Raw genomic sequence first — 12,850 nt, forward strand, 5'->3', positions numbered from 1 at the left:
GCAGTAGGACTTACAGTTGCTTGCCTAATATAAGCGTGGAAGCATTGGTGGAAGGAATTACTGCAGTTGCCTTCGCTGTAATGGATCATCGGGCTATTCAACAACCTACAAAGGCGGTGAATGATCGTGAAAAAGGTTTGGATTGACGCAGGGCATGGCGGGAAGGATTCCGGAGCAACCGGAAATGGCCTGCAGGAGAAAGACGTCGTGTTAGCGGTGTCTCTTGCTGTGAAGAATCGATTGGAAGCTGAATATGGCGATGTCCAAGTTCTACTCTCCCGGTCTTCAGATGTGTTCCTTGAATTGGATGAACGGACTCGTAAGGCAAACGCTGCTGGCGCAGATATCCTAGTTAGCATCCATTGTAACGCGGGTGGAGGTGCAGGGGGCTTTGAGTCATATCGATATACCTCGGCAAGCTCCGGTTCGGTAAAATTGCAGAACGTTATGCATACGGAGGTCATGAATGCCATTAAATCCTTCGGAGTCATCGATCGGGGGCAGAAGGCCGCTAACTTGCATATGGTCCGTGAATCTAAAATGCCTGCCGTCTTAACCGAAAACTTGTTTATCGATGTCGCGGCAGATGCAGCTAAGCTTAAACGGCAGGATGTAATAGATTCTATTGTGATCGGGCATGTGAATGGCATTGCTAAATATTTGGGGCTTCAGAAGGGGGCTGGTACAGTGGAGGATAAGGTACATGTCGTCGTCAACGGAAAGCAGATCGCGGATGGCAAGCTTGAGAATGGCGTGACCTATGTGCCGCTTCGGGCCATCGGTGAAGCATTAGGCGCCAGAGTGAGCTGGGATAATAAGACCAAGACGGCTACAGTTACGACCGAATAAACACCTGATTATTTTGAGATAGGAAGTATGGTTCTCCTCCATGGATATGCAAACCTCCACTTGTTGGGGGTGTGCAAAAGAGCAGTGCTATTTGTGCCCCATCGAACAATTTATGTCCCTTTAATCCTAATTTAAGCTTCCATTAATATTCGGAGCTTATGATATAAGCACCCCTTAAAAAATATATCAGAAGCCCCTCTAACATCGGTTAGAGGGGCTTCTTTGGTTGTCTTCCCTCATCTGAGGCAAAGCCCAGGCCTTTGGATGAGCTATTTACAATCCCAGCCATTTCGTGATATAAGCCGATACGGCTAATTCCTGGAAATCCTGCCAGCTGCGAAATGGGGTATGTTCAACGATAAACGGGTTAATCGTATGTCCTTGTATGAATTCGTCAAACTCTTCATCTGTGCTTCCCTCATAACCTGCGGCTTTCAGCAAGTGACCGATTGAAGAAAACTTGGTATGTCTTTGAATAAATGATTCCGAGAACAATTCTTCCACGGGCACTTCTTGTTTCATGTCCGAGAGCCTTGCGGCATTTTCGCGAATTTCTGATAGCTTCTCTTCATCCAGTCCGTCTAATCCACTGATCCCAGTATTCATTATGCCCACCTCCAAAAAGTTGCACGTCACTCTATTATACATATACGAGTATGCTGAATTATCGGATTCGCTTTTTTTTGAAGCAGGTATTGACTTGCTATTTTTATATAAAGGGAGAAGGTTTAGTACATATTTATAATTATTCTTTACCTAGGAATGACGGTCGATATCATGTAGACTGGTAATGATTTACTGCCGCCACACCTTGCTTTATGGGGGATGGAGGTCCGTACATACTTGCTTGCATATGGGGGTGGGCACTGTGCCCAAACAAGAAAAGGTTTCAATGTCATGGCTGCTGCGGTATTTGAAACCGGTAAAAGGACGGTTAATACTGCTGCTCGTGTTGCTGTTGACGTCGACGGGTTTGCAGCTTTTGAATCCGCAAATTGTCAAACGATTTATTGACACGGCAGCCGAAGGCGGGGTTATAGCCGCGCTGATTCAGCTGGCGGGATTGTTTCTGGTCGTGGCTGTTTTTAACCAGCTGATAACCGTGGCTGTCAGCTATATGGGGAACGATATTTCATGGCGAGCGACAAACCGGCTTCGCGGCGATCTCTTGAAGCATAGCTTGCGGCTGGATATGCGATTTCATAATGTCAAAACGCCCGGCGAGATGATCGAGCGGGTGGACGGCGACGTGACGAATATTTCGAACTTCTTCGCGATGTTCATCGTGCAGGTTATCGGAAGTTTTGTGCTGCTCGCCGGCATACTAGGATTTATGTTTACGGTCAATCTGCCGATCGCGATCGTCATGACGGTGTTTACGCTGCTGTCCATTTTGTTCATGGTGCTCATCCGGAATATGGGCGTCAATTCTTCGAAGAATGAACGCGAAGCCAGCGCTTCGCTGTTCGGGTTAATTGAGGAACGCATCGCCGGCATTGAGGATGTACAGGCGAACGGCAATGTGCCGTATGTGATGAATCGGTTTCACCGGATGATGCGCACCGTGTTTCTGAAAGGGAGAAAAGCCTGGATGCTCCGCGTTGTCCCTTGGAATACCACGGTGATTCTGTTTGCCCTTGCGGTTACCGCTGTCCTGTTACTAGGGGTTCGCTATTATCTGATCGGTGAAATTACGCTGGGGACCCTGTTCTTAATCTACCAATATACGCAGATGCTGAATGATCCGATCGAGATGCTGGGTGACCAGGTGCAGGAGTTCCAAAAAGCAAAATCCGGCATGCTGCGCTCCAGAGAGTTGTTGTCCAACAAGAGCGAGATTGTGGACGGAGAGCAAGAGGAGCTTCCGGAAGGGGCGCTCGGTTTGGAATTTGAAGGCGTCAGCTTCAGTTATAACGAAGATAAACCGGTGTTAAAAGACATCAACTTTGAAGTCAAACCAGGCGAACGCCTGGGCATTATCGGTCGTACCGGCAGCGGAAAGTCGAGTCTCAGCCGTATTCTGCTTCGACTGTATAACATCGACAGCGGCGTGATCCGCGTTGGGGGGACCGATATCACGAAGCTGAAGCTGCCTGCGCTTTACCGCCGGGTGGGGATGGTCACACAGGATGTGCAGCTGTTCGATGGCTCGCTGCGTGACAACCTGACGTTGTTTGATCACGGCGTGTCGGATGCATTCATTCTGGAAACGACGGAGCGTTTGGGGCTTCGGCAATGGATCGATGCACAGCCGGAAGGCCTGGATACGCATCTGACAGCAGGCGGAGCTTCGCTGTCCGCGGGAGAAGCTCAGCTATTCGCTTTAACCCGGGTATTTTTGACGCAACCAAGCTTGGTGATTCTGGATGAACCGTCTTCACGCCTGGATGCCGCAACGGAAACGATGCTGCAGGTAGCCGTGGATCAGCTGATGAGCAGCTGTACGGGCATCATCATCGCGCACCGGCTGGCTACGCTGGAGCAGGTGGATAAAATTATGGTGCTGGGTGACGGGCGAATTATGGAATTCGGCGCACGGGAAGCACTTGCGCTTGATCCGGCATCACATTATGCCAGACTGCTGAGCACAGGCAGAGAGGAGGAACTGGCATGACCATCACGGGTTTTATAGGGCGCCTCTTTCGATTCAGGCCTTCATTATTTTTAATCAACGGTCTGCTGTGGTGCATATTTCATTCTTTGCCGCTATTGATCGGACTGGGGATGCAGTGGTTTTTTGACCGGGCGACGGCCAATTCCACGGATTATGTATGGCTGGCGGTACCCTTGATCTTTATTGCCGTTGTAAGGGTTGCGCGGGTAGGGACGTTCTTTGCGGCCTTCTATCAATGGGTAACGTATATTTACCACATTCAGGCCATTCTGCGCACGAACATGCTGGCCGGCATTATGCGCTGGCCCGGGCGTAATTTGCCAGCTTCTCCAGGGGAGGCGATGAGCCGCTTCCGCGATGACGTGGATGAAGTTGTGGAATACGTGGAATCCTGGGTGGATTTCTGGGGACGTCTCGTTTTTGCCCTCGTATCCGTTGTCATTATGGCGAGCATTAACTGGAAGATCATGCTGGTGGCCGTGCTGCCGCTCGTGGTGGTCACGCTCCTGAACAATCTGTCCGGCAACCGCGCGCGTCGTTACGGCCTAAAGAACCGGGAAGCTACAGGGCGCATTACCAGCTTTATCGCGGAAACCTTCGGTGCGGTTCAAGCCTTGAAGCTCGGGCAGGCCGAGGATCATGTACATGAGCGCTTTATGGAGCTGAACGAAGACCGCCGGCAGGCAGCGCTGAAGGATAATCTGTTCAAACAATGGATGCGATCCTTGAATCAGCATGTGCTTAGCATCTGTACGGGACTGATTCTGCTAATGTGCGCAGCTGAAATGCAGGCCGGGCATTTTACCGTCGGGGACTTTGCTTTGTTCACGTCTTACCTGGCCAATATCGGCTTCAGCATTTCCTTATTCGGTTATATGGTATTCCAGCACAAGCGGCTGAAGGTTTCCTTTGACCGGATGCGGTCGCTGTTTCGTCCTGGAGAGGAAGACCGGATCATTGAGGCACGGGAAACGTATCTGAACGAAGAGCCGCCGGAACTGCCCGCCATTCACAGAGAACCGGGAGAAATGCTGAAGGAGCTGGAAGTCAAGAATTTATCGTACCATTATCCGAATTCGGAGAATGGCATATCGGATATTAATTTCCGCCTGGAGCGCGGCAAGTTTCTGGTGGTGACCGGACGAATCGGGGCGGGGAAATCGACGCTTGTCCGGACATTGCTCGGACTGCTGCCGAAACAGGAAGGAACGATCCGCTGGAACGGGGAAGAGGTGGATCCGGCAACCTTCCTTATGCCTCCTCGGGCGGCCTATACTCCGCAGGTTCCAAGGCTGTTTAGCGATCCCTTGAGAGAGAACATCGTGCAAGGGAAGAAAGAGCGGACCGAGGAAGCTCTGGAACGGGCTGTTCGGCTGGCGGTCATGGAGAAGGATATCGAGAATCTGGATCAGGGACTGGAGACGTTTGTCGGTCCGAGGGGCGTTATGCTGTCGGGGGGACAAATCCAGCGGGCGGCTACGGCACGCATGCTGATCACGGGCGCGGATTTATTCATTTTTGATGATCTGTCCAGCGCGTTGGACGTGGAGACGGAGCAGCAGGTATGGGATGGGTTGTTCAAGGAGCAGGGCGTCACTTGCATCGCGGTATCGCATCGGAGGGCAGCTCTTTCGAAAGCCGATCATATCATCGTCATGAAGGATGGGCGGATCGAAGCGGAGGGCAGCTTGGCGGAGCTGCTCGCCACGAGCGAAGAGATGCAGCTGTTATGGCAGGGCGAGCAGTCCGCTGTCGAGGCTCAGGCCCCCGCAGAGGATGAAGCTGAAGTTAGTAAGGTATAACATCAAGTTTGGTTTGGAATTGGGGATGTAAGAACAGGTTTCGACAGGTTTAGATAGGTTTAGAGCAGGGCAGCTTCCGTTGGTGTGGAGGCTGCCTTTTTTGTATAATATTTATGGGAAATAATGGGTCGGCATTCAGATGTATAAGGGAGAGAGATCTATATGAAGAATCGCAAATTCTTGGTAACGTTCGGTTATAACCTGGACCATAGCAATATCGATTACCTTGTGTCCGATCGCCTGTCCCGCCATAAGGGCTGGATTCAGAAGGATTACTTTGATCCGGTGCTGCACACAGGGGCTGCGTTTATTCTAAACTACCAGATCATCGACACGAATGCTGCCAGAGTCTCGCAGCGCTATTACTTGGATGATTACCACGTCACGGAAGCCAAGCTGCAAGGCTTTCTTTACTCGCTAAACCAGCTGAAGGGTACGCATGTATTGTGCAATCCCAGGGTACAAGGACATCACTGGACCGTTATTGATGGGCACGAGTACAGCTGTTATGCCTATCAGACACTGGATGGAAGAGATCTGCGCTTCTTGCAGTACGAAGAGGATTCAGAAGAAGCTTCTCTTAAGAAGGGCGTGCCCCGGATTCCTGAGCATCAGCACTACCTAGCCTTTCCCTCTGATTGCAGTCAAGAAGAGAAGGATCGGCGGCTGACCGACTGGATCATCGGAATTATTGAAGCGGGGAGGCAGCAGCCTTAAGTGTCACCGCCATTCATAATGGATACTCACTGCGTATTTCCTCCACCGAGAAGCAACGTAATTTGTTGCTGCGTCTGCATATCGTCAAACCTATCGTAAATTCCGTTTCGCATATTCTATTATTTTACTTGCGAGAATAAGGATATAAATACAAGCCGATCGATAGGCTCGGGGAATAGGATGTAGAAGATGAATGGAAAGGGTGGGTTTACCATGGAATGGAGCGTCATTTTTCAATTGATCGACCCGCGGCTCTTCATGGTCGTTGCTGCCTGTTGGGTAATCGGATATGTGCTGAAGCAAACGCCCAAGGTTCCGAATTGGAGCATTGTATATTTGGTTATGGTCGTATCGATTCTGTTCACAACCGGCTTGATCGGCTGGAGCGTGGAAAATATCATTCAAGGCATACTTGCAGGGGCGTTTGCGGTATTCGGCCATCAGGCCGTTAAACAAACGGCAGAGGCGATTGCGACTAGAAAGAAGTAAGAACGGCTGAACGGCCCGGGATGATTTTTGCCTAAACCGAACTTTACCTGGCAGTCTGCCGCTTGAACCTGTTACTCTTAAGTCCATAAGATGATTTAAGGGAGCGTGAAGATTTGCAGAGAAAAACGTTGATGGTTGAGGCCCTGCCTGGATTTGAGCCGGAGATCGGCCGCTGGATATGGGGACTTGAGGATGTGCGGCGAACGATATTGAAACGGCTGGAAGGGATTCGGTATGAGCAGTTGAACCATAGGGCGGACGGTCGGCAGTCGATCGGTTCGTTGTTGTACCATATTGCTTATATTGAAGCGGACTGGCTATACGCTGAGGTGCTTGAATCCGATTGGGATCCGAAAATAAAGGTCAGCTTTCCGTGGGACCACCGTACCGAAGATAACCGTCTTTCTGAAGTCCCGGATCAGTCACTGGATGAACACCTTCACCGTATGCAGAAGGTACGTCATGAACTGCTTGCCCACTTCAAAAGCATGGACCTCTCGGACTGGAGGAAGGTCAGACAACTGGAACCTTACGATGTAACACCGGAATGGGTCATCTATCATCTGATTGAGCATGAGTCCCACCATCGGGGACAGATATTTCAGCTGTTAAGAGAATTAGAGCAATCTTAAAGAATCGAAAGTCCACTCCGATGAGAGTTTTGGCCTTCGCGGCTAAAGAAAGAGCTTTTTGAGGTTGCTGCTATTCACGTTCATATTCCCCGGGCAGGGAGCTTTCCTTGCTCTTTTTTTGTATACCCTGCAACGATCCAGATGTCAAAACGTAATAAGCATATAAAGAGCACGGTATCGGAGGAGATATGATGAATAATGAATTTTACGTCGGGTGGGGAACGCTGGCATTAATCAATGCGGGTTTGGCTCAAGGGAAAAATAGAACGGGATTAAACTGGTTTCTGCTATCCTTATTGCTAGGCCCGCTGGCAACCCTGATTCTTGTCCTGTCAGCTAAAAGGTAATCTGAATAATTAAAGAGCCGCCTCCCGGCATGGGAAGCGGCTTTATCGGTTTACATCCGTTGAAACATAGCGGTGTCACGGCTGTAGTGCGTCAGATAACCTGTCTCTTCGTTGCGGATGCGGACGACATCCGGTGTGTAGCATTCAATGTAACCCCGCTCGATCTCCACGTATACGCTTGCGGGATCCTCTTCCCATACGGAAACCACCGTTTCCGATAAGGCGGCCGCGAAAAAATGGATGTCTTGCGATAGGTACCGGCTATTGCGGTCTGTATTCATTTATTTCATATCCCCTTGATGGTTAGAATCAGATAAAATGCGGTCTACTAGCTCGTTCATTCCCTTCCAGGAATCCTTCAGAATAAATTCATGCTGAATATGCGCGTTCCACGGACGCGGAATCAGAATGGTTTGTTTTCCGGCTTTTCTGGCGGCAATCGCATTATGGGGACCATCGTCAATCAGAAGATCAAATTCCACTAAATCCTTGCGCTTGGCCACGAAAAAATTCTCGAACGGAATAAAAGGCATATGCCGCTGCAGCCATCTCCATTTCTCGGGCACCGAGGAGGGACGGGCTGCGGTAACAACAATGACGTCATAATCATGCGTCATTCTGTGGACTTCGTCAATCGTATATTCATCAAATAGTTCAAGTTCTTCATATAAACCCGGCTTTCCGAAGAAAAACTCCTCCGAGCATTCAGGATGCCAGATTTGGTGCAGGTTATAATCGGTAATCTGATCCAGCGTCAGCTGAGGGTCCTTGTACTGCAGATTGTGATAATGAATGGCCTTGGGTATGAGATGGCAGATGGTATCATCCATATCGATGGCGACTATTTTTTTGCTCATATCGTCATTACTCTCCTGTTAATCATGAATTCTAAGAAACGATGATGTTCCGTAAATTGTAAGGGACAGGATGCTTGTTGGCAAACCGGAATCAAAAATGGGAGGGAGTAACATTTTCTTTCTCCTGACTCATTATAAACTAAGTATAGCATTAATGCGGCAACAACCTTCCTGATATTTCGCGGTTACGGGAATAACTTAATAAAGCCTTCATCCATTATGACAGTACATGTCATGATTGCCCTTTTATAATAAGAACACTACAGGGTACAAGGGAGGAACGGCCATGGAGCAAGAATATATCAACATTCGTGGAGCCAGAGAGAATAACCTGAAGAATGTGACGCTGCAAATTCCTAAACGAAAAATCACGGTCTTTACCGGCGTATCCGGGTCGGGCAAATCGTCCATCGTGTTCGATACCATCAGCTCGGAAGCTCAGCGGTTGCTGAATGAGACGTTTACCGCTTTTGTCCGCAACCGACTTCCACGGCACAGTCAGCCGGACGTCGATTCGATCGAGAACTTGTCGACGGCCATCGTCATCGACCAGAAGCGTCTGGGGGGCAATTCGCGATCCACGCTAGGGACGATTACGGATCTGTACGCCATACTCCGTCTGTTGTTTTCCAGAGTGGGACAGCCGTTTGTGGGATATTCCAACGTCTTTTCTTTTAACGATCCCCAAGGCATGTGTCCGGAATGTCAGGGAATCGGCAGGAAGGTCGAGCTCGATCTAAATAAACTGCTGGATACAAGCAAGTCTTTGAATGAGGGAGCGGTCCGATTCCCTATTTTCTCCGTAGATAGCTGGTATATGAAGAATTACACCATGTCCGGTTTCTTTGATAACGACAAGAAGCTGGCCGACTATTCCGAAGCGGAATGGGATCTCTTCCTGTACGGCAAGGAGGGGAAGGTAACGTTCCCGTCCAAGGGAGGACCGGTACAGTCCGACTTCGAAGGTCTCGTGTTGAAGTTTAACCGGCTTTATATTCAGAGAGACAGCAGTGAATTGTCGGAACGCACCTTGAATCACGTCAAAAATGTTATTACGCATGGCACATGCCCTTTATGCAAGGGGACGCGGCTTAGTCAAGCAGCATTAAGCTGCAGGATCAACGGCTATAATATCGCCGATTGTGCGGCTATGGAGATCGGGGAGTTAAGAGAGGTCATCCTGAATATTAAAGAGCCCATGGCTGCGAGTATGGTGGCCAGCTTGGCCGAGCGGCTGCAGCACTTGATGGATATGGGGCTGGATTACTTGACGCTGAATCGGGAGACGACCACGCTCTCCGGGGGCGAGTCGCAGCGGGTGAAGATGGTTAGGCATCTGGGCAGCAGCCTGACGGATATGATGTATGTTTTTGATGAGCCCAGCGTGGGTTTACATCCAAGGGATGTTCACCGGCTGAACGACATGCTCAGGAAACTTCGCGACAAGGGCAACACGGTGCTGGTCGTGGAGCATGACCGTGACGTGATTGAAATTGCCGACCATGTGGTGGACGTGGGGCCGAATGCCGGAACCCGGGGTGGGGAAATTGTCTTCGAGGGCACGGTTGAGCAGCTGTGCAGCCAAGATTCTACGTTAACCGGGCAGTATATGAAACGTTTCATGCCGATGAAAGAACAGTTCCGGGTACCGACAGGACAGATGCGGATTGCCAATGCCAATCATCATAATCTGAACAATGTAACGGTGGATATCCCGGAAGGCGTGTTGACCGTGATCACCGGCGTAGCGGGGTCAGGCAAGAGCTCGCTGATTCATCACGCCTTCCTGTCCCAGCATCCCGAGGCTGTCGTCATCGACCAGTCTGCCGTCAGCACCTCGATCCGTTCCAATCCTGCTACCTATACGGGCATCATGGATGACATCCGGAGTTTGTTCGCCAAAGCTAACGATCAGAGTCCATCCCTGTTCAGCTTCAATTCCAAAGGGGCCTGCCCCGACTGCCACGGGCTTGGTTTCATCTATACGGACCTGGCGTTCATGGAAGGCATCAAGTCTCCGTGCGACACCTGTGACGGCAGGCGCTTTAAGGATGATGTACTGCAGTATAAGCTCCATGGAAAAATGATTACCGATGTGCTGGATATGACCGTGCTGCAGGCGCTCGATTTTTTCGAGAAAAAAGAAATCAGGCGGCGGCTGGAGGCTTTGCACGATGTGGGCCTGCACTATCTGACCCTCGGACAGCCGCTAAGCACTCTGTCCGGGGGCGAAAGCCAGCGCATCAAGCTGGCCAGCGAGCTGCACAAGCAGGGAAAGATCTACGTGATGGACGAGCCGACGACCGGACTGCATATGTCGGATGTCGGGCATTTGCTGGACATGATGAATCGGCTCGTTGATAATGGCAGCTCGGTGATCGTGATCGAGCACAATCTGGATGTGATCCGTCAGGCGGACTGGATCATTGATCTCGGACCCGAGGGCGGCAGCAGGGGAGGCAGGGTCATGTTCGAAGGAACGCCTGCTGAACTGATCACGGCGGAACAATCGCTGACTGCGAAGTATGTACGGGGTTAGCAGGAATCCAAGGGAGCGAAGGCCGGTTCTTACCGGAGTCTGACCGAACCCATGCAGTATGTAACATGGGAGCAGGGAGGATTCGCTTTTCGTAGTTTTATAATGGACTTGCCAAAGGCCATGCCGCATACCCCCGCGGCATGGCTATTCTATGGTTGTTAGGCTTATAAGATCGCTTAAACGGCAATACTGTATGCTGCGACAGACCAAGTTGGTTAATGATGTACGTGTAATGACTCGGTCCGCATTTCTAAATAAGCAGCATCTTTATTGTAAACGGGGGATACGACAATGCAGAAAGTATGGTGGAAAGAAGCCGTTGCTTACGAAATCTATCCGCGCAGCTTTATGGATTCGAATGAAGACGGCATCGGGGATCTGCAAGGGGTTATATCCCGCCTGGATTATTTGAAGGATCTCGGGATTGATGTTATATGGGTATGCCCCATCTATCGTTCGTCCAATAACGACAACGGTTACGATATCAGCGATTATCAGGATATTATGACGGAGTTCGGGTCCATGGCCGACTTCGATCAGCTGCTGGCCGAAATCCATAACCGCGGCATGCGGCTTATTATGGATCTGGTGCTCAATCATACCTCGGATGAACATCCGTGGTTTATTGAATCCCGTTCCTCAAGGACCAATTCGAAGCGGGATTACTATATCTGGCGGAATGCGAGGGATGGAGCGGAGCCGAACAATTGGGAATCCGTATTCACCGGCTCCGCTTGGGAATATGACGAGTTAACGGATCAATATTATCTCCATCTCTATTCCAAGAAGCAGCCTGATTTAAACATGGAGAATCCGGCGGTCAGGGATGATCTGGTCAAGATGATCCGTTGGTGGCTGGATAAAGGGATTGACGGTTTCCGCGTGGATGCGATTACCCATATTAAGAAGCTTCCGGGTTTGCCGGATATGCCGAATCCGAATCACCTTCGTTATGTCGACTCGAATCCCGGACATCGGAATATCGCGGGCATCCATGATTTTCTTCAGCAATTCAAACGCGAGGCGTTCGCTCATTATGACATTATGACGGTTGGCGAAGCGAGCGGCATTCCGATAGCGGAAGCAGACCGCTGGATCGGGGAAGAGAACGGGTCGCTGAACATGATTTTTCAATTTGAGCATGTCAATCTTGATTTCGGACTGGAAGGACGCTGGGATTATGCGGTCTGGGACTTGGCCGAATTGAAGCAGATCATGCATAAATGGCAGACGGGCCTTGAAGGCGTGGGCTGGAATGCCCTCTATATGGAGAATCACGATCAGCCGCGGTCCGTATCCCGTTTTGGCGATCCGGTCCATTATCATAAGGAATCGTCTAAGATGCTGGCTACTTTTTTTATGCTGATGCAGGGGACGCCGTTTATTTATCAGGGACAGGAAATCGGAATGACGAATGTCGAGTTTGCAGAGCTGAGTGATTATCGGGACGTGGAGATCTACAATTATTATCGCGAGCGGCTTCTGGACGGGAAAGACGTGTCCGAGACGATGCGTAGAATCGCGTACCGGGCTAGGGACAATGCAAGAACGCCGATGCAGTGGGATGACACGCTCTATGGCGGCTTCTCAACGGTTGTGCCGTGGATCCGCTGCAATCCGAATTATCATGAAATCAACGTAGAGCAGCAGCTAACCGATCCCGACTCCATTCTGAATTACTATAAAGCCTTGATCCGACTGCGCAAATCCAGTGAGGCGCTGATCTACGGAAAATATGAAGCCGTGCTTAAAGAGCATTCAGAAATTTTCGCCTATTCCAGATCGTTCGGGAACGAGACGTACTTGATTGTTCTCAACTTTTATAGCGGAACACCGGATTTTCAGTTCCCGGCGGAATGGAGTGAGCATCAACCGGAAGTTGTACTCTCGAATTACGAGCGCTCGGACCGAAGCTTCGACGAATTCGCGCTACACCCTTATGAAGCGATAGTTTATCGTGTAAACTAAGTGGGTAAGCGATTTCTTGAGATGAGAGGTGAAAGC

12 protein-coding genes are annotated in these 12,850 nt (G+C 50.1%); 9 read left to right on the forward strand and 3 right to left on the reverse strand.

Going from position 1 to position 12,850, the window contains the following annotated elements; translation table 11 throughout:
- Positions 1–126: 126 nt before the first annotated feature.
- The gene (locus tag MKY82_RS03520) at positions 127–849 is read left to right on the forward strand and encodes an N-acetylmuramoyl-L-alanine amidase (RefSeq protein WP_339295493.1); all 723 of its coding nucleotides are present in this window, start codon (positions 127–129) and stop codon (positions 847–849) included.
- A 273-nt stretch (positions 850–1,122) separates the two neighbouring features.
- On the opposite strand, the gene MKY82_RS03525 is transcribed toward MKY82_RS03520, so the two are convergent.
- A complete protein-coding gene (locus MKY82_RS03525) occupies positions 1,123–1,455 on the reverse strand; it encodes a hypothetical protein (RefSeq protein ID WP_071222114.1) in 333 nt (110 codons plus the stop codon).
- A gap of 262 nt (positions 1,456–1,717) precedes the next feature.
- Between MKY82_RS03525 and MKY82_RS03530 the strand changes: the two genes are divergently transcribed.
- The 6 genes from MKY82_RS03530 (at position 1,718) to MKY82_RS03555 (ending at position 7,450) form a co-directional block, all read left to right on the forward strand.
- Complete coding sequence (locus tag MKY82_RS03530) at positions 1,718–3,463, forward strand: ABC transporter ATP-binding protein (protein ID WP_339295494.1); 1,746 nt, start codon at positions 1,718–1,720, stop codon at positions 3,461–3,463.
- Positions 3,460–5,265 carry an ABC transporter ATP-binding protein gene (locus MKY82_RS03535; RefSeq protein ID WP_339295495.1) on the forward strand — a complete coding sequence of 602 codons (1,806 nt, stop codon included), beginning with the start codon at positions 3,460–3,462 and terminating at the stop codon, positions 5,263–5,265. The genes MKY82_RS03530 and MKY82_RS03535 overlap by 4 nt, the downstream gene beginning before the upstream one ends.
- Positions 5,266–5,427: 162 nt before the next feature.
- Complete coding sequence (locus MKY82_RS03540) at positions 5,428–5,982, forward strand: hypothetical protein (protein WP_339295496.1); 555 nt, start codon at positions 5,428–5,430, stop codon at positions 5,980–5,982.
- A 189-nt stretch (positions 5,983–6,171) separates the two neighbouring features.
- On the forward strand, positions 6,172–6,471 hold the full coding sequence (locus MKY82_RS03545) for a phage holin family protein (RefSeq protein ID WP_071222109.1): 300 nt from the start codon (positions 6,172–6,174) through the stop codon (positions 6,469–6,471).
- A gap of 113 nt (positions 6,472–6,584) precedes the next feature.
- Positions 6,585–7,103: a DinB family protein gene (locus tag MKY82_RS03550; protein WP_339295497.1), complete on the forward strand. Its 519-nt coding sequence runs from the start codon at positions 6,585–6,587 to the stop codon at positions 7,101–7,103.
- A gap of 188 nt (positions 7,104–7,291) precedes the next feature.
- On the forward strand, positions 7,292–7,450 hold the full coding sequence (locus tag MKY82_RS03555; protein WP_155087117.1) for a hypothetical protein: 159 nt from the start codon (positions 7,292–7,294) through the stop codon (positions 7,448–7,450).
- Between the two features lie 50 nt (positions 7,451–7,500).
- On the opposite strand, the gene MKY82_RS03560 is transcribed toward MKY82_RS03555, so the two are convergent.
- Both MKY82_RS03560 and MKY82_RS03565 read right to left on the reverse strand, forming a co-directional pair.
- A complete protein-coding gene (locus tag MKY82_RS03560; protein ID WP_071222107.1) occupies positions 7,501–7,731 on the reverse strand; it encodes a hypothetical protein in 231 nt (76 codons plus the stop codon).
- On the reverse strand, positions 7,732–8,307 hold the full coding sequence (locus tag MKY82_RS03565) for a hypothetical protein (protein ID WP_071222106.1): 576 nt from the start codon (positions 8,305–8,307) through the stop codon (positions 7,732–7,734).
- A gap of 286 nt (positions 8,308–8,593) precedes the next feature.
- Here MKY82_RS03565 and MKY82_RS03570 point away from each other — a divergent pair, with 286 nt between their 5' ends.
- Positions 8,594–10,846, forward strand: a complete 2,253-nt coding sequence (locus tag MKY82_RS03570) for an excinuclease ABC subunit UvrA (protein WP_339295498.1) — start codon at positions 8,594–8,596, stop codon at positions 10,844–10,846.
- A gap of 291 nt (positions 10,847–11,137) precedes the next feature.
- A complete protein-coding gene (locus MKY82_RS03575) occupies positions 11,138–12,814 on the forward strand; it encodes an alpha-glucosidase (RefSeq protein ID WP_339295499.1) in 1,677 nt (558 codons plus the stop codon).
- The last annotated feature ends 36 nt before the right edge of the window (positions 12,815–12,850 follow it).

Origin of the sequence: Paenibacillus sp. FSL W7-1279 (genome assembly GCF_037969845.1) — a bacterium.
Classification (GTDB): Bacteria; Bacillota; Bacilli; order Paenibacillales; family Paenibacillaceae; genus Paenibacillus_AQ.